General features: G+C 63.9%; 24 protein-coding genes. 10 read left to right on the plus strand and 14 right to left on the minus strand.

Going from position 1 to position 20,791, the window contains the following annotated elements; translation table 11 throughout:
* Positions 1 to 142 precede the first annotated feature (142 nt).
* From LOY53_RS22475 to LOY53_RS22495, 5 genes are read right to left on the minus strand one after another with little or no spacing between them, the layout of a single operon-like run.
* On the minus strand, positions 143 to 1,126 hold the full coding sequence (locus LOY53_RS22475) for a FecR domain-containing protein (RefSeq protein WP_258703301.1): 984 nt from the start codon (positions 1,124 to 1,126) through the stop codon (positions 143 to 145).
* Positions 1,123 to 1,698, minus strand: coding sequence for an RNA polymerase sigma factor (locus LOY53_RS22480; protein ID WP_252825805.1), 576 nt, complete (start codon positions 1,696 to 1,698; stop codon positions 1,123 to 1,125). Before LOY53_RS22480 ends, LOY53_RS22475 begins: the two co-directional genes overlap by 4 nt.
* A gap of 4 nt (positions 1,699 to 1,702) precedes the next feature.
* Entirely contained in the window at positions 1,703 to 2,029 is a 327-nt protein-coding gene (locus LOY53_RS22485) for a DUF3325 domain-containing protein (protein ID WP_258703302.1), read from the minus strand.
* Complete coding sequence (locus tag LOY53_RS22490; protein WP_252825807.1) at positions 2,023 to 3,606, minus strand: PepSY domain-containing protein; 1,584 nt, start codon at positions 3,604 to 3,606, stop codon at positions 2,023 to 2,025. The genes LOY53_RS22485 and LOY53_RS22490 overlap by 7 nt, the downstream gene beginning before the upstream one ends.
* Positions 3,603 to 3,908 (minus strand): DUF3649 domain-containing protein, encoded by a 306-nt coding sequence (locus tag LOY53_RS22495; protein ID WP_252825808.1) that lies wholly within the window; start codon positions 3,906 to 3,908, stop codon positions 3,603 to 3,605. Before LOY53_RS22495 ends, LOY53_RS22490 begins: the two co-directional genes overlap by 4 nt.
* A 196-nt stretch (positions 3,909 to 4,104) precedes the next feature.
* Here LOY53_RS22495 and LOY53_RS22500 point away from each other — a divergent pair, with 196 nt between their 5' ends.
* The 5 genes from LOY53_RS22500 (at position 4,105) to LOY53_RS22520 (ending at position 8,957) form a co-directional block, all read left to right on the plus strand.
* Positions 4,105 to 4,599, plus strand: coding sequence for a sigma-70 family RNA polymerase sigma factor (locus LOY53_RS22500; protein ID WP_085273953.1), 495 nt, complete (start codon positions 4,105 to 4,107; stop codon positions 4,597 to 4,599).
* Positions 4,596 to 5,522, plus strand: coding sequence for a FecR domain-containing protein (locus LOY53_RS22505; protein WP_252825810.1), 927 nt, complete (start codon positions 4,596 to 4,598; stop codon positions 5,520 to 5,522). The genes LOY53_RS22500 and LOY53_RS22505 overlap by 4 nt, the downstream gene beginning before the upstream one ends.
* 169 nt (positions 5,523 to 5,691) lie before the next feature.
* A complete protein-coding gene (gene fecA, locus LOY53_RS22510) occupies positions 5,692 to 8,016 on the plus strand; it encodes a TonB-dependent Fe(3+) dicitrate receptor FecA (protein ID WP_258703303.1) in 2,325 nt (774 codons plus the stop codon).
* A 180-nt stretch (positions 8,017 to 8,196) separates the two neighbouring features.
* Positions 8,197 to 8,544 (plus strand): HPF/RaiA family ribosome-associated protein, encoded by a 348-nt coding sequence (locus tag LOY53_RS22515; protein ID WP_027595269.1) that lies wholly within the window; start codon positions 8,197 to 8,199, stop codon positions 8,542 to 8,544.
* A 122-nt stretch (positions 8,545 to 8,666) separates the two neighbouring features.
* Positions 8,667 to 8,957, plus strand: a complete 291-nt coding sequence (locus LOY53_RS22520; protein WP_027595268.1) for a DUF3509 domain-containing protein — start codon at positions 8,667 to 8,669, stop codon at positions 8,955 to 8,957.
* 3 nt (positions 8,958 to 8,960) lie between these two features.
* On the opposite strand, the gene LOY53_RS22525 is transcribed toward LOY53_RS22520, so the two are convergent.
* Positions 8,961 to 9,431, minus strand: a complete 471-nt coding sequence (locus tag LOY53_RS22525) for a phosphate-starvation-inducible protein PsiE (protein WP_027595267.1) — start codon at positions 9,429 to 9,431, stop codon at positions 8,961 to 8,963.
* Positions 9,432 to 9,663: 232 nt separating this feature from the next.
* Between LOY53_RS22525 and LOY53_RS22530 the strand changes: the two genes are divergently transcribed.
* Positions 9,664 to 9,924, plus strand: coding sequence for a YebG family protein (locus tag LOY53_RS22530; protein WP_252825813.1), 261 nt, complete (start codon positions 9,664 to 9,666; stop codon positions 9,922 to 9,924).
* A 104-nt stretch (positions 9,925 to 10,028) separates the two neighbouring features.
* Here the strand turns inward: LOY53_RS22530 and LOY53_RS22535 are convergent, their stop codons facing one another.
* Positions 10,029 to 11,048 carry a Glu/Leu/Phe/Val dehydrogenase dimerization domain-containing protein gene (locus LOY53_RS22535; protein WP_252825815.1) on the minus strand — a complete coding sequence of 340 codons (1,020 nt, stop codon included), beginning with the start codon at positions 11,046 to 11,048 and terminating at the stop codon, positions 10,029 to 10,031.
* A 124-nt stretch (positions 11,049 to 11,172) separates the two neighbouring features.
* On the opposite strand from LOY53_RS22535, the gene LOY53_RS22540 reads away from it, so the two are divergent.
* Entirely contained in the window at positions 11,173 to 11,979 is an 807-nt protein-coding gene (locus LOY53_RS22540) for a SirB1 family protein (RefSeq protein WP_252825816.1), read from the plus strand.
* On the opposite strand, the gene maiA is transcribed toward LOY53_RS22540, so the two are convergent.
* The 3 genes from maiA to hmgA are packed head-to-tail and all read right to left on the minus strand — an operon-like array spanning position 11,973 to position 15,215.
* A complete protein-coding gene (maiA, locus tag LOY53_RS22545; protein WP_252825818.1) occupies positions 11,973 to 12,605 on the minus strand; it encodes a maleylacetoacetate isomerase in 633 nt (210 codons plus the stop codon). The genes LOY53_RS22540 and maiA overlap by 7 nt on opposite strands.
* Positions 12,606 to 12,617: 12 nt before the next feature.
* The gene (fahA, locus tag LOY53_RS22550; RefSeq protein ID WP_252825819.1) at positions 12,618 to 13,910 is read right to left on the minus strand and encodes a fumarylacetoacetase; all 1,293 of its coding nucleotides are present in this window, start codon (positions 13,908 to 13,910) and stop codon (positions 12,618 to 12,620) included.
* Positions 13,911 to 13,913: 3 nt separating this feature from the next.
* Complete coding sequence (gene hmgA, locus LOY53_RS22555) at positions 13,914 to 15,215, minus strand: homogentisate 1,2-dioxygenase (RefSeq protein WP_085273948.1); 1,302 nt, start codon at positions 15,213 to 15,215, stop codon at positions 13,914 to 13,916.
* 164 nt (positions 15,216 to 15,379) lie between these two features.
* Here hmgA and LOY53_RS22560 point away from each other — a divergent pair, with 164 nt between their 5' ends.
* The gene (locus LOY53_RS22560; protein WP_258703304.1) at positions 15,380 to 16,192 is read left to right on the plus strand and encodes an IclR family transcriptional regulator; all 813 of its coding nucleotides are present in this window, start codon (positions 15,380 to 15,382) and stop codon (positions 16,190 to 16,192) included.
* Between the two features lie 409 nt (positions 16,193 to 16,601).
* Here the strand turns inward: LOY53_RS22560 and LOY53_RS22565 are convergent, their stop codons facing one another.
* The 3 genes from LOY53_RS22565 to LOY53_RS22575 form a co-directional block, all read right to left on the minus strand.
* Positions 16,602 to 17,498 (minus strand): alpha/beta fold hydrolase, encoded by an 897-nt coding sequence (locus LOY53_RS22565; RefSeq protein ID WP_252825822.1) that lies wholly within the window; start codon positions 17,496 to 17,498, stop codon positions 16,602 to 16,604.
* 176 nt (positions 17,499 to 17,674) lie between these two features.
* Positions 17,675 to 18,361, minus strand: a complete 687-nt coding sequence (locus tag LOY53_RS22570; RefSeq protein ID WP_252825823.1) for an LrgB family protein — start codon at positions 18,359 to 18,361, stop codon at positions 17,675 to 17,677.
* Positions 18,351 to 18,737 carry a CidA/LrgA family protein gene (locus LOY53_RS22575; RefSeq protein ID WP_252825824.1) on the minus strand — a complete coding sequence of 129 codons (387 nt, stop codon included), beginning with the start codon at positions 18,735 to 18,737 and terminating at the stop codon, positions 18,351 to 18,353. Before LOY53_RS22575 ends, LOY53_RS22570 begins: the two co-directional genes overlap by 11 nt.
* A 97-nt stretch (positions 18,738 to 18,834) precedes the next feature.
* On the opposite strand from LOY53_RS22575, the gene LOY53_RS22580 reads away from it, so the two are divergent.
* Entirely contained in the window at positions 18,835 to 19,722 is an 888-nt protein-coding gene (locus LOY53_RS22580; protein WP_252825825.1) for a LysR family transcriptional regulator, read from the plus strand.
* A gap of 15 nt (positions 19,723 to 19,737) precedes the next feature.
* Here LOY53_RS22580 and LOY53_RS22585 read toward each other — a convergent pair whose 3' ends face one another.
* Positions 19,738 to 20,193, minus strand: coding sequence for a flavodoxin (locus tag LOY53_RS22585; RefSeq protein ID WP_099455297.1), 456 nt, complete (start codon positions 20,191 to 20,193; stop codon positions 19,738 to 19,740).
* 114 nt (positions 20,194 to 20,307) lie between these two features.
* Between LOY53_RS22585 and LOY53_RS22590 the strand changes: the two genes are divergently transcribed.
* Positions 20,308 to 20,736: a PAS domain S-box protein gene (locus tag LOY53_RS22590; protein WP_027595254.1), complete on the plus strand. Its 429-nt coding sequence runs from the start codon at positions 20,308 to 20,310 to the stop codon at positions 20,734 to 20,736.
* Positions 20,737 to 20,791 lie beyond the last annotated feature (55 nt).

A 20,791-nucleotide genomic window follows, 5' to 3' on the forward strand; every position in this document is an offset into this window, starting at 1 on the left:
CCTGTAAGTGGGTGTTGATTGCGAATGAATCGCACTTCCACTCATTACACGGATGCCACGTCCTGTTACCTCATCCGTTATTTGAATTTTTTTCCTGGGCCGGCCTCTTCGCGGGCAACCCCACAGGTTCTGGTACAGGTGCCTAGCGGATAATCGTCAACCGCCCCAAGACGGTCTGGCGCGAAAAGCCCATCACGTTGCCCAGTGAGTCGAGCGCTGCCAAAGGCGCTTGCACCGGGAAACTGCCACTGACCTTGCGCTGCCCCAACTCACCCTCGAGCAGCAGGATGCGCCCCGGGTAGTAACGCCCGAGGTCCTCGACCACCTGCGCCAGCGGCACCTGGTAGTAATTCAGCCAGCCCTGGCGCCAGGCCAGGCGGCTCTCGCTGTCCACGCTCACGGTGCTGCCCGCATGGCCATCAACGTAAGCCAGCTGCTGATTGGCCGTCAGTTCACGGGCGACCGCGCCTTGCCCCGGCGTCACCGCGACCCGCCCACTGCGCACCGTCACCTGCGCGCCATCCCCCTGCTCACGCACCTCGAACTGGGTGCCCAGCACCCGCACCTCTCCGCCGGCGGCAGCGACCAGAAACGGCTCACCGGTGTGGGTGACCTGGAAGAACGCCGCCCCGCGCAGCAGCCGCACACGGCGCTCGCCCTGGGCGAAGTCGACCGTGATCGCGCTACCCGCATCTAGTGTCACCTGCGATTGATCGGCCAGGGTCACCTGGCGGACGTGCCCGGCGCTGCTGTAGTCGGCCTGCAGGTCCTGCAGCCAGTAGCCAGGGTGCCACCCACCCACGGTGCCGACCGCCAGCACCAGGCAGGCTGCAACCGCCAGGGCGGCGACGCGTTGGCGCCAACGGCCTCGGTCAGGCGCCTTGGCCATGGCATCCAGGTACCGTTGCAGGCCCTCGCACTCTTCATCGGCCAGCCGCGCCGCTGGCGCCGCGCTCATCTGCCACAGCGCCTGAGCCTGTGCGTACGCCTCTCGATGCCCCGGGTCGGCCAGCAACCAACGCTTGAACGCCGCACTCTGGGCTTGCCCAGGCTGTTCGTTGATGCGGCTCAGCCACTGCAGCGCGGCCTGTGACTGCGCGACAGTGATCGGATTCGGACGGCTCATCGACGGGCGCTCCCTGGCCTGCGTAGGGTGGAAACGGGCTCGGCGACACTCGCCTTGCACGCTTCGAGGGCGCGCATCATATGCTTTTCAACGGCGCTCTGGGACAGTTGCATGGCCGTGGCGATCTCGCTGTACTTGCAGCCGTGGATACGATTGAGCAGGAAGATCTGCCGCGTGCGATCGGGCAAGGCACGCAACGCAGCCTCGATGCGTTGCAGGTCGTGAGCGACCTCCAGGGCTTGCTCAGGTTCTGCAGCACTGGCCTGCTCATCCACAGCTTGCGTGGCTTCGGCCACACGCTCGCGGCTGCCTTCGCTGCGCAGGTGGTCGATGGCAAGGTTGCCGGCGCAGCGCAAAAGGTAGGTGTCCAGCGCTTCCACCTTGACCTCGGGGCGGCGCCAGAAGCGCAGGAACAACTCCTGGACCAGGTCCGATGCCGTGGCCCGGCAACCGACCCGGCGGCTGACCAATGCCTCCATGCGCGCACGCTGCGCCAGAAACACCTGCACGAAGCGCGCACGCCCGCCAGTGTTGTCAGCGTCTGGCTGGCTCACATCACCCGGCTCGCTCAAGGCGTCACACAGCAAGCACGGCCAACAGCGGGCCGAGCACCACGCTGGCGGCGGCCAGGCCCAGCAACAGGCGGGGCTGGTACGGCAGGGCGAACACCCACAAGGTCACCCCCGCCATCAACACCGCTATCCATTCCACCAAGCCATGCGCCCACCCCCGCATGTGCACGCTGAGTACCAGCGACAGCACCAGCAGCAGCCAGCCACCGACGCGCAGCACACGCAGCTGTTGCGCCTGTGGTTTGCGCCCAAGCAGCTCATTGAAGTGTTTTACCATGGCCAGGCACAGGGCGACGAAGCCCGCGAAGCCAATCAGCGCACTACCTAGCATCCGCTCACCTCGCCGCCCTCGACCGTCGGTTTTTTGGCCGCGCGTGAGGCGCGCTTGGTAACAGGCTTTGCCGGGCGCAGCATCTTGCTGGCCGTCCAGGCCAGGAACACGCCGGTGGCCAGCGCCGTGAGGTCGAACCCGGCCATGGCCCAGTCGCCAGACCGCAATGACTGATCGAGGCCCTGGCCTGTGGTCAGGCCGTTGAGCAGCGGCAGCAAGGCGAAGGCCAGCGCGCCCAGCGCCAGTTGCTCGCCCCAGGCGCGGCGCCCAGAACGCAGCACGGCATGCACCAGCGACAGTGCCCAGACCAGGAAGAACGTGTTCACCTCCCAATCGGCGCGGCCTGGGGCCGCCACAGGGATCAGCCGATTGGCCCAGAAGAAGCCTGCCACCGCCAGCAGCAGGCCACTCATGCTGGCAATGTTGAGCACCTCGACCAGGCGCAATTCGCCCGGCATGTGCGCGCTCTTGGCATGCTTGAGCTGACGCTTGCCCAGCCACATCACCAACCCTGTGCCGATCACCGCAGTGCCGGCCACGCCGAAGACAAAGTACAACCAGCGCAGCCAGGGCCCGGCGAAATTGCCCATGTGCAGGCCGGCAAAACTGAAGGCCGTCATCATCGCCCCGCTCTCCGGTGCACCTTGGGTCAGCAGCGCGCCGCTGGCGCCGTCGAAGGTCCAGTTGGTGCTGCGCCGGTAGGCGACGTTGTCGGCCGAGGACTGGGTGAAGGTGACCCGTGCATTGCGGTCACCTGGGTTTTGCAGCTGGATGAAACCGATGCGTGCACCCGGCGCCAGTTCTTCCACTTTGGCGTACAGCGTCGGCAACGGCACCAGGGGCGTCGCGACGTTGGCAGCCTTGGGCGCATCGTCGCGGCCGAACAGCTCGTTGAAGTACTCGCCGGTATTGCCGCCATAACTGGCCAGAATGCCGGCAGGCATCACCATGTACATGAACAGCACCAGGCTGCTGTAGCTGATCATCAGGTGGAACGGCAGCACCAGCACGCCAATTGCGTTGTGCCCGTCCAGCCACGAGCGCTGGCCTTTGCCAGGGCGGAAAGTGAAGAATTCTTTGAAGATCTTCTTGTGGGTGATGATCCCGGTGACCAGGCCCAGCAGCATGATGAAGGCACAGAACGTCGACAGCCAACGGCCGAACGGGTGCGGCATCTCCAGCTGGAAGTGGAAGCGGTAGAAGAACTCGCCACCACGGCTGTCGCGCGCTTCGACCGGCTGGCCAGTCTGCGCATCGAGGCTTTTGCTGACAAAACCGCGGCGCCCCGCTTCAGGGTCGCGCCAGCCCACGTTCAATGCCGCCTCGCGCTCGTTGGGCAAGCGGATCATCCAGCTGCTGGCGTGCGCGGCGTTGGCCTCCAGGTAGCGCTGGGCCAAGCCCAGGCTGTTTACCGGGTCGAGCGCATGGCTGCGCACCTCGGGCTGGGTCCAGTGGTTGATCTCGTCCTTGAAGTACGAAAGCGTGCCAGTGAGGAAGATGGCGAACAGCAACCAGCCGAAGATCAGGCCGGTCCAGGTGTGCAACCAGGCCATGGCCTGGCGAAAGCCTTCTTTCATGGGTTTTTCATCCAGTAGGCAAAACCGCTGACCACGCCCAGCAGCACGCTTGGCAACAGCACGCCACACCAGGCACGCCAGGCGCTACGGCAAGCGAAGCACCAGATGAACGCCAGCACGTAGAAGACGAACGACAACAGCAAGCCCGTGAGGGTCGCATCCACCCGTGGCAAGGGCGCCAGCAGGGCGATGCTGACACTGGCCATGGATGCCAGCAGATAACCGCCCAGCGTTGCAGCCAGGCAGCGTGAGGCCACGGCCAGGCGGTAATTGAGCGGGATACCGGCGGCGTTGCGCTTCATGGCGGAGGTCCGGGCATTTTCGGGGCTGCAATAATAATGATTTCAATTCGCATAAGCAAAATATTGCCGCTGCTTAGCCGCGCATCGCTGACGGGCCGGCGATCCGCCCCTGGAGGATTGCCGAGCACAGGGTCGCCCACTACAATGCGAACAATTATTACTTCCAATCGCGCGTCTTGGCGCCGGAGTATCCACGGTGTCCAGCGCCCTTTCCTCCACGGTCGAAGGCCTCTATCACGCCCATCACAACTGGCTGACCGGCTGGTTGCGCCGCCGCCTTGGCTGCCCGCAGAGTGCCGCCGACCTGGCGCAGGACACTTACGTACGCCTGCTTCAAGCACGCGAGACACCGCAATTGATCGAACCCCGGGCGTTCCTGGCCACGGTCGCCAAGCGGGTGCTGTGCAATCACTTCCGGCGCCAGGAACTGGAGCGCGCCTACCTCCAGGCCTTGGCCCAGGTGCCGGAAGACGTGGCACCGAGCGAAGAACAGAAAGCGATCATCTTCGAGACGCTGCTGGAGCTAGACCGCCTGCTGGATGGCCTGCCAGCGCTGGTCAAGCGTGCCTTCCTGCTGGCGCAGGTCGACGGCCTGGGCCAGGGCGAAATCGCGCGTGAGCTGAACGTGTCACTGGCCACGGTCAAACGCTACCTGAACAAGGCGGCCATGCGCTGTTACTTCGCCCTGTGAATACCCAGTTTTCTCCGCAGGTAGCCGAGCAGGCCGTGCATTGGTTGATTGAGTCCCAGGGTGATGATTTTGACCGGGCCCAGCAATTGGCGCTGGAGCACTGGCTACAAGCCGACCACGAACACCAGCGCGCCTGGGCGCATATTCAGCAGGTCAATCAGCGGCTACGCGGGGTGGCTTCGCCCGTGGTGCATGCGACGCTGCAAGCGCCGCCATCGGCCGCTCGACGGCGTGCGCTCAAGGCCTTGCTGCTGCTCGGCGTGGCCAGTGCCACAGGGTTGGGGCTGCAGCAGCACAACCCGTTGCCAGGGCTGATGGCCGACTACCGCAGCCCGGTCGGCCAGCGTCGGCGGCTGAACCTGGAAGACGGCAGCCTGCTGCAACTCAATACCCGTAGCGCCGCCGATGTGCGCTTGGATGGGCACCAGCGGGTGGTGCGCCTGCTCGAAGGCGAACTGGCGCTGGAGGTGGCCAAGGATGCCCGGCCCTTGCTGCTGCGCACCGGCGAAGCTGCGCTGCAGTTGGACAGCGGCCGTTTCAACGTGCGCCAGTACGACGGGTTCAGCCTGGTGTCGGTGTTCAGTGGCGTCGCCACTGTGTCGGGTGAGGCCTTGCTGGCAGGGCAACAGGCCCGATTGGGGGGCAACGGCTGGCGAGCGGTCACAGCGCTGGACCGCAATGCCGGGGCCTGGGTCGACGGCATGCTGGTAGCGTCGCAGATGCGCCTGGGGGATTTCCTGGCCGAGCTCGGCCGCTACCGGCAGGGGCAACTGGGGTGCAGCGAGCGGGTTGCCGACTTGCGGATTTCCGGGTCTTACCCGCTGGATGACAGTGAGCGAATTCTGCAGATGCTGGAGGTGGCATTGCCGGTGCGGGTGCGACGGTTTACCCGGTACTGGGTGACGGTCGATAGCCTGACGTGAGGTTCCCCGGCCCCCACCTACAACGCCACCCTCGCAATAACTACAGCCGTGGGAGCGGGCTTGCCGGCCATAGGCTGCACAGCAGCCGCAGATTTTTTGCATTCACCTGAGCCATTTCCCAACGTTCGCGTGACAGACAAGGCAAACCCCTTCTCTCAGGACCTCACCCATGCCGTTGCGCCCCAGCCCCCTCGTCCACGCTCTGCTGCTCGCCACCACCCTCGGCCTCGCCAGCCCCGCGGCCCACGCCGAAGCGCGCACTTACCACATCGCCGCCGGCTCCCTTGAAGACGCCCTCAACCAGTTCGGTCGCGAGAGCGGCGCATTGATCTCGTTCGGCTCGCAACTGACCCAAGGCATGAACACCCCGGGCCTGGACGGCCAGTACGACGTGCGCCAGGGCCTCGACGCGCTGCTGCGCGGCAGTGGCCTGCAAGCCCGGCAAGAAACCGACAACGCCTTCAGCCTGCAGCCGCTGAGTGCCGCCAACACCAGCGCCGCCGTCGAACTGGGGGCTTCAACGGTGGTCGGCGACTGGTTGGCAGAAGCCCAGCAAGACAACGTCTTCGAACACCCCGGCGCCCGCGACGTCGTGCGCCGTGAAGCCTTCGAACGCAGCGGCGCCACCACCGCGCGCGAAGTGCTCAACCGCATCCCTGGGGTGAATGCGCCAGACAACAACGGCACCGGCAGCCATGACCTGGCGCTGAACTTTGGTATCCGTGGCCTCAACCCACGCCTGGCGTCGCGCTCCACCGTGCTGATGGACGGCATCCCGGTGCCGTTCGCGCCGTATGGGCAGCCTCAGTTGTCACTGGCGCCGATCAGCATGGGCAACATGGATGCCGTGGACGTGGTGCGCGGCGGCGGCGCGGTGCGCTATGGCCCGCAGAACGTCGGCGGCATCGTCAACTTCGTGACCCGTGCAATCCCTGAGGAGGCCACCTTCAAGGCCGCCATGCAAAACCAGATCAGCCCGTCCTCGAGCCACGACGGTTTCAAGAACAGCGCTAATCTGCTGGTCGGCGGCACCAATGCCAACGGCCTGGGCGGCGCCCTGCTCTACTCTGGCACCCGTGGCGGCGACTGGCGCGAGCACAGCGACACGCAGATCGATGACCTGATCCTCAAGGGCAAGCTGCAACTGGATGAGGCCAACAGCCTGCACGCCATGGCCCAATACTACGAAGGCGAAGCCGACATGCCCGGCGGCCTGAGCACCGCCGATTTCAATGCCGACCCTTACCAGTCGACGCGCCTGAAGGACAAGTTCTGGGGCCGTCGCACGCTGGTCAACGTCGGCTACGACTACAAGCAAGACGACCGCCAGTTCAGCGTCAACAGCTTCTTCACCAAAACCCTGCGCAGTGGCTACCTCGACCAGGGCAGCTTCGTTTCGCTGTCGCCGCGCGAATACTGGGTGCGCGGTATCGAAACCCGGTTCTCCCAAGGCGTTGCGCTGGGTGAAAGCTGGCACGAACTGGGCATCGGCTACCGCTATGTCAACGAAGCCGGCCACGAATTGCGCTTCCGCGAACCGGTCAACGGCGACCTGCCGACCACTGCCAGCCGCAACGACCGCGATACCCGCGGCAGCACCGAAGCCCACGCCATCTACCTGGACGACCGTATCGACATCGGCCGCTGGACCATCACCCCGGGCGTACGCTACGAGATGATCGACTCCGAACAGAGCAACACGCTCAATGGCCAGCGTTACCAAGGCAGCTACAACACCGCGTTGCCGGCGTTGAACGTGATGTACCACCTCACCGACAGCTGGAACCTGTATGCCAACACCGAGGGTTCGTTCGGCAGCGTGCAGTACAGCCAGATGCCCAACCGCGTCAGCAGCGGTGAAGTAAAACCCGAAAAAGCACGCACCTGGGAAGTCGGCACCCGCTACGACAATGGCGACGTGCAAGCGGAGATCGGCGCGTTTCTGATCAACTTCGACAACCAGTATGAAAGCAACCAGACCAACGATTCGGTAATTGCCCGCGGTGAGACCCGGCACCAAGGCATCGAGACCAGCATCCGCTATGCCCTCGACGGCCTGAGCCCGGCACTGGCCGGCTTCGACGTGCATGCCAGCTACGCGTTCGTCGATGCCACCATTCGCGAAGACGGCCCGAACAAGGGCAATCAGGTGCCGTTCTCTTCACGGCACAAGGGCACCTTGGGCGTCGGCTACACCGAAGGCCCGTGGCAGTTGGACCTGGATAGCAGCTTCCAGAGCAGCCAGTATGCCGACAACGCCAACACCGGCCAGGAAAGTGCCGATGGCAGTACCGGGCGTATCCCAGGCTACATGCTGGTCAGCACCCGCGCCGGGTATGACTTTGGCCCGCAGCTGTCGAACCTGAAGGTGGCGGTAGGCGTGAAGAACCTGTTCAACCGCGAGTACTACACGCGTTCGTTCGACGACAACAACAAGGGTAAGTATGTGGGTGAACCACGGACCCTGTACGTGCAGACCTCGGTAGCCTTCTGACGAAACCCGGGGGTCGCTGCGCGGCCCTCGCCTTGCAGTTGCAACAAGAAATTTATTTTCAAAAAGGGCTTGAAATCATTCCGCCGTTGCCTGACCTTAGAGTCAAGAGGCGCAGAAATTCCAAGGGTCTCAAGGGCCTAGGCACGCCTCCATGCGAGCAAGCTGAATAAGGATTGAATCATGCAAATCCAGGTCAACAGCAGCAACCATATCGAAGGTAACGCCCGGCTCGACGAGTGGGTCCGCAGTACGCTGGAAAGCTCCCTCGAACGTTACGAGGACGACCTCACCCGCATCGAGGTGCACCTGCGCGACGAGAACGGCGCCAAACCCGGACCGCATGACAAACGTTGCCAAATGGAGGCTCGCCCGAAAGGCCACCAACCGATTTCCGTGACCCACACCGCCACCTCGCTGGACCAGGCGGTCGATGGCGCCGCCACCAAGCTCAACCACGCGCTTGAACACTTCTACGGTAAGTTGCGTAGCAAGCGCGGCGTGCTGGAGCTGAGTGACCCCGACGCCTGAGGGTGGTAACAAAACGCCCGGCCTAGTGCCGGGCGTTTTCGTTTCTGTCGATCAACGGCGCTGAACCAACGCGCGTTCATGCCGGTCAACCCCTGCACTCAATCGCTGCAGAACGCATGACCATGAACAACCCCTTCGCACAGATCAGCGCCGCCTTCGCCCCCGAGTACCGGGTCAACCTGAGCATCGTCGACCTGGATGGCAGCATCATGCTGACCCTCGCCGACGACGCTGGCGTGGTCGCCAAGCGCCTGATCAGCCAGGCTCAGCGCAACGACCCGGTGCGCTTGCAGCGGGTCATCGACAGCATCCGCCTGGGCCTGGCCATCGAACTGAGCCAGAACCCGATGCAAGTGCTCGCCGCACTCACCCGCGATGCGCAGCATGCACCGCGTCATTTCGTGGCCAACTGAGGGCTACTTGCCCTCGTCCACTTCCTTGCCATTGGCATCCAGCACCTTGGTCGAGGGGTAGCGGTACGACGCGTAGCGCACCACCAGGATCGAGAACGCCAGCAACAGGATGCCACCGCACAGGTACAACAGCCCCTCGTCCGGCGCCTTGTGGTGCGAGACATCGCCGATCAGCAGGCGGGTCAATGCGGTGATCGCCACGTACAGCAAAAAGCGGATGGGCATGTGGTTGGTCTTGAAGTAGATCCCAACCATGGCCCCCAACTCCAGGTAGATGAACAGCAGCAGGATGTCATCGACACTGACCCCGCCCTTGCCGAGCATGTCCAGGAAAGTCATCACCGCCGCATAGGCGGTGATGGCGCCAATGCCGAACAGCGCCAGATAATGGAATGCCTCGACGCAGAGGTTGCCCAGCGAGTCGGCCGAGCCGTGCAGGCCCTTGCGCAGCTTTTCAGCCCATTTGATGTTCACGATTGTCCCATTCCCCGATACGCCATGAAGGATGATGCGTCACCTGTGTGACGCTTGTGCCATGCAGTTAAAGGGCCAGGCCCTCGCCTTGGAAGGCGACCGATTGCCGCAAGGCACCTGTGGGCTACGCTTTTGCCGGAAGATTCTGGTTGCGCAACGATGCCCAATGCCATTACTGTATAAAGATACAGTAAAACGCAACCCAACCAGCAAAAAGGCATAGAGGTGATGAATGGCCGTCGAAGTGGTGTACCGCAGCAGCCGCGACCCGGAGCGCTTGTTCATGGATAAGGCCGAAGCAGATCGTCACGACAAGATGCTCGAACTGGCCGAGCGCCTGGCAGAAGTGCTGCACAAGGCGGTGCCATCGCTGACCGAGCAACAGGTCGAGGAAGCCGGTATCTACATGGCCAAGAACCGCGACGTGTTCGCCCGGGCGTTCAAGAGCCAGCCAGATGCGTTGGCAGAGTTGCTCGAAGGCCAAGGCCTGTAGGAGCAGCCTTGTGCTGCGAAGACGCCCTTGAAGTCGAACAATTAATGCTAGCCATACCGGCCCTTTCGCAGCACAAGGCTGCTCCTACTCGGAAAGCGTCGGACTTAGCCGTAGAGCAACCGCTCCGCCAGCATCTGCGCCACCCGCGCTGGCGAGCGCTTCTCTGCCTGGGCATGGCCAAACACTTCGGTCAGCCGCGTAGGAATCCGCGCCAGGTGCGCGGTGATGGTCCCCAGGTCTGCGCCCCGATGGGTCAACGCTACGTAGATCAGCCCACCGGCATTGATCACATAGTCGGGCGCATACAGTATCCCGCGCGATTCCAACTGGTCGGCAACCTGCAGGGTGGTCAGCTGGTTGTTCGCCGCCCCCGCCACCGCGGCACAGCGCAACTGCATCACGCTTTGCCCGTTCAGCACAGGCCCTACGCCACACGGGGCGAAGATGTCGCAGGGGGTGCTGATCAAGGCATCGTTGGTCACCGGGTGGGCATTGAACTGCTCGACCGCCAACCTCACCCGCCCGGGGTCCAGGTCGCTCACCAACAGCTCTGCACCCGCCGCGTGCAGTTGCTCGGCCAAGGCATAGCCGACATTGCCCAGCCCTTGCACAGCCACCCGCAAGCCTTCCAGGTTGTAACTGCCCAGCCTTGCATACGACGTCGCGCGGATGCCGGCGAACACGCCCATGGCGGCATGGGGCGAAGGGTCCCCTGAGGCCGTAGTGCTGGTCACATGCGGCGTGCTCTGCGCGATGCAGTCCATATCCACCGTCGAGGTACCGCTGTCCACAGCCGTGATGAAGCGCCCCTGCAAGGTATCGACGAAACGGCCGAACGCCTCGAACAGCGCAGCGCGGTTTTCCACATGGGGGTTGCGCATGATCACAGCCTTGCCGCCGCCCAAGGCCAAACCGGCCAGCGCGGCCTTGTAGCTCATGCCCTGGGCCAAGCGGATCGCGTCGACCATGGCACTCTCATCATCGGCGTATGGCAGGTAGCGACAACCGCCCATGGCGGGGCCCAGCTGCTCGCTGTGGATCGCCACCACCGCCTTCAACCCCGTTGGCGGGTCGATGAACAGGTGCAGCGATTGGGTACGGGTGCTTTGCATTAGCGCGAACATCGACGGGCTCCCCAGCGAGGTGCTCCTATCAGTATAGGCAGGCCCAAGTGCGGGAAGCCGCGGTCAGACCACTGGACGAAACCGCGCGCCACAGCTAATAGTTAAACGTGTGTGGAGAAGCCCCATGAAGCCACGTCAAGCCTGCCTGGCCTGCCTGGAACGCGAGCCCGTCGCCCTGCTGGAAGCCGCATTGTGGATGGCCGCCGAGCACGACCGAAGTGTCGAGCCCGCGAACAGCCTTGCCCTGCTGCACGACCTGCACCGCGAGATCAGCGCCAACCTGCCGATGCTGCCCCTGTGCGAACTGGCCCAGCCGCTGCTGCGCCAACTCAATGCACTGGGCTTTCAACAAGACGAATATCACCCGTTACGGCCGCACGCGGCGATGATGGACAAAGTGCTGCAGCGCCGCCGTGGCCAGCCATTGACCTTGGCCATCCTGGCCTTGGAGCTGGCTGGGCGGCTGTCGATCCCGCTGGAAGGCGTTGCATTTCCCGGCCACTTCCTGCTGCGCGTGCCGGGCGCCGACCACCTGCTCGACCCTTGCGGCGGCAGGCGCTTGTACCCCAGTGATTGCCGCGACCTGCTCGCCCGCCAGTTCGGCCCACACGTGCCGCTGAGTGCGGAGCACATGCGCACGGCCAGCCCACGGCAGATGCTGCAACGCCTGTCACGCAACCTGCGCCAATTGCACATCAGCAACGACAACCACCTGGCGGCATTGATCGACGCCGAACGGGTGATGCAGCTGGGCCCGGTGCAAGTCAGCGACTACACCACCCGCGCATCGCTCTACCAGTTTCTGGATTGCCCGCAGGCCGAGCGCTTCGACCTGGAGCATGCCCTGCTACTGACAGACGACCCGGTTCAGCGCCTGAAGCTTTCCGAGCGGATCGGCAAACTCCCGACGGTGAACCGTTCGATTCACTGAGCCGGGGTATCCGGCTGCTGCGAAGGATGCGCCTGGATGAACGCCGGGTGCTGGGCTGCCAGGGCGGCGACCCGACGAATACGCGGATAACTGCCCAGGTCGATGTTGAAGCGCTCGGCAGCGTACACCTGCGGCAGCAAGTACACATCCGCCAAGCCCGGCGTGTCGCCAAAGCAGAAGCCGTGGTCGCCGATCAGTTGCTCGACCGCCGACAGCCCCTGGCCGATCCAGTGCGCGATCCACTGGTTGACCTGAGGCTCGTCCTGACCTGCCTGGCGCAGCAGGTTGAGCACGCTGACGTTGTGCAACGGGTGAACATCGCAACCGATGATCGCCGCCACACCGCGCACCTTGGCTCGCGCCTCGGCCGTGTCCGGCAGCAGCGCAGGGTGCGGATAAACCTCTTCCAGGTACTCGATGATCGCCGGTGACTGCACCAACAGCGCACCGCTGTCGGTGCGCAGGGCCGGTACACGGCCCTGCGGGTTCACGGCGACATAGTCCGCACCGCGCTGCTCGCCCTTGAGCAGGTTGACCGGCAAGGACTGGTAACCCAGCCCCTTCAGCGCCAGTGCAATGCGCACCCGATAGGACGAGGTGGAACGGTAGTAGGTGTACAGCTCCATACCCCTGCCCCCTCAGTTGGCTGCGATGACTTTGCCGCGGCATTCACCGAAGCCGATGCTGGCCACGCCATCGCGCGTGCAACGGGCGCGCAGGATGATTTCGTCGCCGTCTTCGAGGAACTTGCGCACCTCGCCACTGGCCAGCTCCACCGGCTGCTTGCCGCCCTCGGTGATCTCCAGCAGGCTGCCAAAAGAGCCCGGCGTTGCACCCGACAGCGTGCCCGAACCGAACAGGTCGCCCGGTTGCAGTTGGCAACCGTTGACGCTGTGGTGGGCAACCATCTGCGCCACGGTCCAGTACATGCTGCGGGTATTGCTCAGGGTCAGCCGGTGAGCCGCAATGCCTTGCTCGCGCATGCGCTCGGTCAGCAGCAGCACTTCCAGTTCGATATCGAACGCACCCTTGGCCTGGTCACGGGCATCCATCAGGTAGGACAGCGGCTGCGGATCGCCTTGCGGGCGCGCCGGCTGCGCAGTGCGGAACGGCTCCAGGGCCTCGGCCGTCACCACCCAGGGCGAAATGCTGGTAATGAAACTCTTGGACAAAAACGGCCCCAGTGGCTGGTATTCCCAGGCCTGGATATCACGCGCCGACCAGTCGTTGAGCAGGCAGAAGCCAGCGACGTGCTCGGCGGCATCACCCACCGGTATCGACTCGCCCATGTCGTTGCCCTGGCCAATCCAGATACCCAGCTCCAGCTCGTAGTCCAGGCGCGCGCAGGGCCCGAAGCTTGGCTCGGTGTGCCCAGCCGGCAGGGTTTGGCCTTTGGGGCGGCGCACCTCGGTACCGGAGGGGCGAATGGTCGAAGCGCGGCCGTGGTAACCGATCGGCACATGCTTGTAGTTGGGCAACAGCGGGTTGTCCGGGCGGAACAGCTTGCCGACGTTCTTGGCGTGCTCTATGCCGACATAAAAGTCGGTGTAGTCACCGATCTTGGCGGGCACATGCAGTTGGCAATCACTGGCTGGATAGAGCGCGGCGTTCAGCGCCGACTGGTGTTCGCTGTGTTCGCCGAGCAGCGCCAGCAGGCGATCACGCAGGGCGACACGGGCGCTACGGCCGAGGGCGAAGAAGGCGTTCAGCGCACCACCGCGGGTAGCCTCTACCGCAGTCTTGGCCTCGCCGTCGAACAAGCCCGCAGCGAGTACCGCTTCCAGGTCAAGGATGGCATCGCCGATGGCCACGCCGCAGCGCAGCGCTTCACCCGGCCGGCTGAAGATGCCCAACGGCAGGTTCTGCAGCGGGAAATCGCTGTGCCCGTTGGCATGCTCGACCCAGCTACGGGTAATGGCGGTCTGGTTCATGGGTTATCTCCGGTTCGGGTTGAAGGTGCTCGGCAAGGTGGCCCAGCAACTATCGTAGTCGGCCTGCAATTGCGGGCATTCGAGCGCATGGCGGCTCGGGCGCAGCACTTGGCTGGTCTCGAACATGAAGGCCATGGTGTTGTCGATCTTGTGCGGCGCGAGGTCGGCGGCGATGGCCTTGTCGCAGGTCTCGGCGTCGGGGCCATGGGCGCTCATCACCCCGTGCAGCGAAGCCCCGCCCGGCAGGAAACCCTCGGCCTTGGCGTCGTAGGCACCCTGGATCAGGCCCATGAACTCGTTCATCAGGTTGCGGTGGAACCATGGCGGACGGAAGGTGTTCTCGGCCACCATCCAGCGCGGCGGGAAGATCACGAAGTCCATGTTGGCCAGGCCATGCACGCTGGTGGGCGACGTCAGCACGGTGAAGATGGACGGGTCTGGGTGGTCGAAGCTGACCGTGCCGATGGTGTTGAAGCGGCGCAGGTCGTATTTGTAGGGCACGTTGCTGCCATGCCAGGCGACCACGTCCAGCGGCGAATGCTGCAACTCGCAGGCCCAGTGTTCGCCGAGGAACTTCTGCACCAGTTGCACCGGGCCCTCGGCTTCTTCGTAATGCGCCACCGGCGTGAGGAAGTCACGCGGGTTGGCCAGGCCGTTGCTACCGATGGGCCCGAGGTCCGGAATGCGCAGCGGCGCGCCATGGTTTTCGGCCAGGTAGCCACGCGCCTGGCCATCGAGCAGCTCGACGCGAAACTTCATGCCCCGTGGGATCACCGCGATTTCCAGCGGCTCGACGTCCATGACCCCAAGCTCGGTAGCGATGCGCAGGCGGCCCTGTTCCGGCACCAGCAGCAGTTCACCGTCGGCATTGAAGAACACCCGCTCCATGGAGCGGTTGGCACTGTAGATGTAGATGCTCACGCCCGCCGGTTTATCTGCGGGCGCATTGGCCACCATCGGCACCCAGCCTTCGATGAAATCGGTGGGCTCGGCAGGGATGGGTTGCGGGTTCCAGCGCAGGCGGTTTGGGGTGACGGCGCCCAGCGGCCCACTCAGCGGCTGACGTGCCAGGCGCTCGAAGCGTGGGTGCAGTGCAGACGGACGGATGCGGTACAGCCAGGTGCGGCGCAACTCACTGCGGGTCATGGTGAACGCCGTGCCCGAAAGCAGTTCGGCATACAAGCCGTAAGGGGCTTTCTGCGGCGAATTCTGCCCGACCGGCAATGCACCTGGCAGTGCTTCGCTGGCGAACTCGTTGCCGAAGCCGCTCAGGTAGTGAAGGTCGGGGGACGTGTCGCGGTTCATCGATGCCTCCGGGCTCTGGCAGAGCCGTTGCTGGCAGCTGGCTGCTGGGTTGGCAGCACGTCTGCATTGTTTTTATCGTAATCAGATTACGAATAACGTAATTTGCTACGAGCAAGGCGTCAAGCTATAAAGGCGCGACTCGACGAATCCGGATACCTATGCCCATGGCCAAAGCCAGCTCCCCCACCGATAACGGCAAGCAGAAGGTCCGCTCGGCGGAAGTCGGCACCGATATCCTCAAGGCACTCGCCGAACTCTCCCCTTCCACGTCCCTGTCACGCTTGGCGGAACATGTGCAGATGCCGGCCAGCAAGGTGCACCGCTACCTGCAGGCGCTCATTGCCAGCGGCTTTGCCGAACAGGATGCGGCCACCAACCACTATGGCCTGGGGCGCGAGGCGTTGCGCGTGGGGTTGGCGGCATTGGGCAGCATCGATGTGCTGAAGATTGCGGCACTGCCGCTGTCGCAGCTGCGCGATGAACTGAACGAGAGCTGCTTCATTGCCGTTTGGGGCAATCAGGGCGCGACCGTGGTCAGCATCGAGCCTGCGGTGCGTGCAGTCACGGTGGTGACCCAGATCGGGTCGGTACTGCCGCTGCTCAGTTCGTCCACCGGTCTGGTGTTCGCCGCCTACCTGCCGGCGCGCGAAACTGACGAGCTGCGCGACCGGGAGCTGGCAGCGCTGCAGCACAGCGCCAGCGATTATGCGGCCGTGCTGGAGGGCATCCGTGAACGTGGCCTGCACCATGTGCATGGCCTGTTGATGCCGGGTGTGGATGCGCTGTCAGCACCCGTATTCAACGCCCTGGGCCAGATCGCCGCAGTGATGACCGTGGTCGGCCCGACGTCGATTTTCCATGCCGACGAGCACGGCCCTGCGGCGCAGCGGTTGCTGGCTGCAACGCGCGATACCAGCTGGCGGATGGGGTACGCGGCTGAAGGGCGAGCGAGGTCGGCACTGTTGCCCGAAACGTAAAGGTGAATGTCATAAGCGGCTATTTTTCCTACAGGATCAAGCGCTTATTCTTAACTCACTGGCCGGCATGAAGGGCACTACCCCCCCGCCCTTCAGGCCCGCGAGGTTCACCGACGTAGATTTTGAAGCTCCTTGATCTAACGTCTCGATTGGCCGCTGCGATTGCAGCGGCTTTTTTTTTGCTTGATTGCCAGGTGAGAGCGTTAGGGCTGCCAGGGGGATGGCGGTAGATTTTTAGCGCCTATGAGATCGAGCGCCGCCCGCGCGGCGCTTCGCAGCACAAGGCTGCTCCTACATCTGTTTCGGGCCAATTATTCCTGGGGTTTGGGCGCCGCCCATCTCCTGTAGGAGCAGCCTTGTGCTGCGAAGCGCCGCGCGGGCGGCGCTCGATCTCATGGGCGCTGAAAACTCATGCCATGCACTGCAAAAAACTCAGCGGCTGCTCACGAAAGGCCAGGTAATGCCGCAACACCTGCACCGGTGCTTCGGTATGCGGGTAATGACCAATGCCCTGCAGTTGCACGGTATCGGGGTCCGGCACCAGTTGCCGGTAACGCTCGACCATGCGCGCACCGGAAACCGGGTCGACCACGCCGTTGATGAAGCGCAAGGGCACCCCTTCACGTTGCAACGCCCCCACCCAACGCTCGCGGTGCAGGGTGCGCTCCGGCCAGTAGCCGGCCAGCTTGTGCAAAATGCGCGTGCCGCGGTTGGCGGCGATCAGGCTCCAACAATCGTCCAGTGCGCTTTCACTGGGGTGGGTGCAGGGGCCATAAACCTGGGTCACGTTGCGCACCAGGTCGTCACGCCCGAACGAGCGCCCTACCAACCAGCCCAGGCGGCTAAGCAGCAGCTTCTGGATCAGCAGCATACGGCAGCTCTCGGGGAACAGCCCACTGTTGAGAAACACGCAGCTGGCGATGTTCGCGCGCTGTTCGTGGTGCCGCGCCAGCAGCTCCTGGGCCACGCTGCCGCCATAGTCATGGGCCATCAGGTGCACAGGCTGGTTGACCTTGAGGTGGGCGAGCAACGCTTGCTGCAGGTCGGCCTGTTCCATCAGGCTGTAAGCGTGATTGACCGGTTTGGCGGAGTCGCCAAAGCCCAGCATGTCGCAGGCGATCAGCCGAAAACGCTGGGCCAGCGGCGCCCACAGGTAGTGCCAGTCCCAACTGGCAGTGGGGAAGCCATGTAACAGAAGCAGGGGCTCTCCTTGCCCTGCGGTCCAGTAGCGGATGCTCTGGCCCCGGAAGCTGAAACTCTGTCCCCGGGTACGCCAGACGCACAATGGAATCTCGGCCAAAGGCATCAGATCGGTCCCGGTGAAGTTGTGTTGACGGAATAGGGCAAGGCTGCGCTCATTGCATGTCACCTCGGCACTTACATGTGCTCTCTATGTCGAGGCAGAGTCTAGCCAGCCGCCCATGGGCTGAAACTTGCGTTGCCAGCCAGCTTGATGACCTTGCGAGTCAGTGGCACGAACGGTCAGAGGAGCATGGCCAGCAGCGGTGCGGCGAACAGGTTCAGCAGCCCGGTCAGGACCATGACCAAGCCGGCCACGGAGCCTTCTTCGCGGCCCACTTCCTGGGCCCTGCTGACCCCAGCACCATGCGCCCCGACCCCGAACAACGCGCCCCGCGCCAAGGGTGTGTGCAAGGGCAACCAACGCAGCAGCACCCCGCCGAACATCGCGCCAAGTACCCCGGTGAACATCACGAATACCGCGGTCAGTTCCGGCACACCGCCGAGGTCGTGGGCCAGCGGCATGGCGAACGGCGTGGTGATCGAGCGCGGCACCAGCGACAGGCTGATCGCATTGTCCAGCGCCAACAGGTGGGCCAGCCCCCAGGAGCTGGCGATCGAGGCGGTGCTGCCGGCCAGCATGCCCATCAGCAATGCCGGCCAGTGGCGCGCCAACATAGCCCGCTGCTGCCAGATGGGCACCGCGAATGCCACGGTCACCGGGCCCAGCACGCCCATCAGCCAATGCGTGTTGCGCGCGTACTCGGCATAAGCAGTGTGCAACGGCACGGCCACCGCCAGCAGCAGCGCAGGGACCAGGATTAGCGGCGACAGCAGGTAGCGCCCGCTGCGCCGGTACAGCCAGCGGCTGCCCAGGTAGGCCAGCAGGGTCAGCGCCAGCCAGAACAGCGGCATGGGTTCAAGGCTCATGGCGCAGACTCCAGCGGCACACCAGTTCGACGGTGAGCGCAGTCACCACCATGACCATCAGCGTGCTCACGGCAATCACCAGCAGGATGCGCCAGCCTTCCTCGCGCACCAAGGTGCCGTAATCGAGCAGGCTCATCAGCGCCGGAATGAAGAACAGCAGCATTTCCGCCATCAGCCAGCCGGCGCCCAGCTGCAACGTGGCCGGCTTGACCACACCGCTGGCGAACAGCAGCAGAAGCAGCGCCAGCCCCATCACGCCACCGGGGATGGGCCAGCCGAGCCATACAGCCAGCTGGCCGCCGAACAGGAACAGGGCAAACAGGATCGCCAGCTCGACGAGCAGGCGCAAGGCTTTTTTCACTAACGCGGGTTTCATGGGGGACTTCCTCGACAGGCCCTCATTTTAAGATTTGCCTGCCTAGGCCAGAAGCGAATTGTTAGACTGATCAGCATTCCAAAACAGAATTGCGACCATGGAATTCAAACAACTGCGCAGCTTCATCGAAGTGGTGCACCGCGGGGGCTTCACCCAGGCGGCGCAGACCCTGCACATCAGCCAGTCGGCGGTAAGCAAGCAAGTGGCTCAGCTGGAGCAAGATGTAGGCCAGCCGCTGCTTGAGCGGCAGGCCTCGCAGCTGCACCTGACCGCCGCCGGGCGCATCGTCCTAGAGCGCGGCGAAGCGTTGTTGCGCCAGCGCCAGGCATTGCTCAGCGAGCTGGATGACCTCGGCCAGATGGCACGCGGTGAATTGCGCCTGGGCTTGCCAATACTGGGCAGTGACGCCTTGTTCGCCGGCCTGTTCGCTGAATACCGGCGACGCTACCCGAACATCTCGATTCAATTGCTCGAAGGCGGCAGCCGCAGCGTCGAGCAGGCAGTGCGCAGCGGCGAGCTGGAGCTCGGTGGCAGCCTGACGCCCGGTGACGAAGCGTTCGCGTTCCAGCCGTTCTGCAACGAGCCACTCGATGCCCTGCTGCCGGCCGGGCATGCGCTGGCGGGTGAGGCTGGCGTGCATCTGCGGCAACTGGCCAATACGCCTTTCCTGCTGTATCAGCGCAGCTTCGTGCTTAATGACCGGCTGCTCAAGGCCTGCCAGCAGCAGGGTTTTACCCCGAAAGAAGGCGGGCGCAGTGGCCAGGCCGACTTCATGGTGGCGTTGGTGGCAGCCGGCCAAGGCGTGGTGTTGCTGCCCCGTGTGGTGGCAAAGGCGCTGGAGCGCCCTGGGGTGGTGCGCTTGCCACTGCAGTCGCCGGAGGACCTACGTTGGGATATCGCATTCATCTGGCGGCGGGGGGCGTACCTGTCACGGGCGGCGCAGGCGTGGCTGGCGTTGTTGCGTGAGCATGAGGTGCCGCGCTGACCCGTGGGAGCGGCCTCAGGCCTTCAGCGCTTGGGCAAATTCTGCCAACCAGGGTTCGGCATCTGCTTCCGGGGTCACCGTCTCACTGGCATCCAGGCGCAGCATCGGCTGCACTTCACGTACCCCCAGCTCAGCGAACAACTCACGCATCTGCTCGCCGCCGCCGCAATAGGTATCGCCATAACTGGCGTCGCCCAACGCAATTACCGCGCCCGGCAGGCCACGCCAGGCGGCGGGCAGGGTGTCGCGAAGGGTGCTGTACAGCGGCATGAGGTTGTCCGGCAGCTCGCCCATGCCGGTGGTCGAAGTCACCGCCAGTAAAGCCTGCGGTGCAAAACCTTCAAGGTCCTGCAGGGTGGCACGTACAGCATGCCAGGCCTCAAAACCTGCGGCCTTGAGCAACGATTCGGCATGACGGGCGACTTCTTCGGCGGTGCCGTACACCGACCCGGAAATAATGGCGACTTTCATCGGGAAGAGGATTCCGAAACTGAGTGAAAACGTAGGATACTAGCATTCAACGCTGGCAAAAGGCCGCCTCTACCTAAGTACCAGCCCCCTGCCTCTTTGCCCAATGGCCCGAACATGATCAACGCGCAACTGCTGCAATCCATGGTCGATGCGTCCAACGACGGGATCGTGGTCGCCGAACAGGAAGGCGAAGACACCATCCTGATCTACGTGAACGCCGCCTTCGAACGCCTGACTGGCTACACCCGTGACGACATTCTTTATCAGGATTGCCGCTTCCTGCAGGGCAGCGACCGCGACCAGCTGGGCCGTGCGCGCATTCGCAAAGCCCTGGCCGAAGGCCGGCCATGCCGAGAGGTGCTGCGCAACTACCGCAAAGACGGCAGCGCGTTCTGGAACGAGTTGTCGATCACGCCGGTGAAGAGCGACGCCGACCAACGCACCTACTTTATCGGTATCCAGAAGGACGTCAGCCGCCAGGTCGAGCTGGAACGCGAACTGGCCGAAATGTGCGCGCGTCCGAAAAACGACCTACGCTCCTGAACCAAACGCGCTACGCACGGTCAATCCCGTTGAAGAAATCGCCACCTCCGAGTTC

It is taken from the genome of Pseudomonas sp. B21-031 (assembly GCF_024748985.1).
Taxonomy (GTDB): domain Bacteria; phylum Pseudomonadota; class Gammaproteobacteria; order Pseudomonadales; family Pseudomonadaceae; genus Aquipseudomonas; species Aquipseudomonas kermanshahensis.

What these genes read in the sequence shown, in the direction of transcription:
- LOY53_RS22570 (WP_252825823.1), bottom strand. Translation starts at nt 18,361, where the DNA reads ATGAGCCTTGAACCCATGCCGCTGTTCTGGCTGGCGCTGACCCTGCTG.
- LOY53_RS22575 (WP_252825824.1), bottom strand. Translation starts at nt 18,737, where the DNA reads ATGAAACCCGCGTTAGTGAAAAAAGCCTTGCGCCTGCTCGTCGAGCTG.
- LOY53_RS22490 (WP_252825807.1), bottom strand. Translation starts at nt 3,606, where the DNA reads ATGAAAGAAGGCTTTCGCCAGGCCATGGCCTGGTTGCACACCTGGACC.
- LOY53_RS22530 (WP_252825813.1), top strand. Translation starts at nt 9,664, where the DNA reads ATGGCCGTCGAAGTGGTGTACCGCAGCAGCCGCGACCCGGAGCGCTTG.
- LOY53_RS22540 (WP_252825816.1), top strand. Translation starts at nt 11,173, where the DNA reads ATGAAGCCACGTCAAGCCTGCCTGGCCTGCCTGGAACGCGAGCCCGTC.
- LOY53_RS22585 (WP_099455297.1), bottom strand. Translation starts at nt 20,193, where the DNA reads ATGAAAGTCGCCATTATTTCCGGGTCGGTGTACGGCACCGCCGAAGAA.
- LOY53_RS22485 (WP_258703302.1), bottom strand. Translation starts at nt 2,029, where the DNA reads ATGCTAGGTAGTGCGCTGATTGGCTTCGCGGGCTTCGTCGCCCTGTGC.
- maiA (WP_252825818.1), bottom strand. Translation starts at nt 12,605, where the DNA reads ATGGAGCTGTACACCTACTACCGTTCCACCTCGTCCTATCGGGTGCGC.
- LOY53_RS22475 (WP_258703301.1), bottom strand. Translation starts at nt 1,126, where the DNA reads ATGAGCCGTCCGAATCCGATCACTGTCGCGCAGTCACAGGCCGCGCTG.
- LOY53_RS22495 (WP_252825808.1), bottom strand. Translation starts at nt 3,908, where the DNA reads ATGAAGCGCAACGCCGCCGGTATCCCGCTCAATTACCGCCTGGCCGTG.
- fahA (WP_252825819.1), bottom strand. Translation starts at nt 13,910, where the DNA reads ATGAACCAGACCGCCATTACCCGTAGCTGGGTCGAGCATGCCAACGGG.
- LOY53_RS22580 (WP_252825825.1), top strand. Translation starts at nt 18,835, where the DNA reads ATGGAATTCAAACAACTGCGCAGCTTCATCGAAGTGGTGCACCGCGGG.
- LOY53_RS22560 (WP_258703304.1), top strand. Translation starts at nt 15,380, where the DNA reads ATGGCCAAAGCCAGCTCCCCCACCGATAACGGCAAGCAGAAGGTCCGC.
- LOY53_RS22515 (WP_027595269.1), top strand. Translation starts at nt 8,197, where the DNA reads ATGCAAATCCAGGTCAACAGCAGCAACCATATCGAAGGTAACGCCCGG.
- hmgA (WP_085273948.1), bottom strand. Translation starts at nt 15,215, where the DNA reads ATGAACCGCGACACGTCCCCCGACCTTCACTACCTGAGCGGCTTCGGC.
- LOY53_RS22590 (WP_027595254.1), top strand. Translation starts at nt 20,308, where the DNA reads ATGATCAACGCGCAACTGCTGCAATCCATGGTCGATGCGTCCAACGAC.
- LOY53_RS22565 (WP_252825822.1), bottom strand. Translation starts at nt 17,498, where the DNA reads ATGCCTTTGGCCGAGATTCCATTGTGCGTCTGGCGTACCCGGGGACAG.
- fecA (WP_258703303.1), top strand. Translation starts at nt 5,692, where the DNA reads ATGCCGTTGCGCCCCAGCCCCCTCGTCCACGCTCTGCTGCTCGCCACC.
- LOY53_RS22520 (WP_027595268.1), top strand. Translation starts at nt 8,667, where the DNA reads ATGAACAACCCCTTCGCACAGATCAGCGCCGCCTTCGCCCCCGAGTAC.
- LOY53_RS22535 (WP_252825815.1), bottom strand. Translation starts at nt 11,048, where the DNA reads ATGTTCGCGCTAATGCAAAGCACCCGTACCCAATCGCTGCACCTGTTC.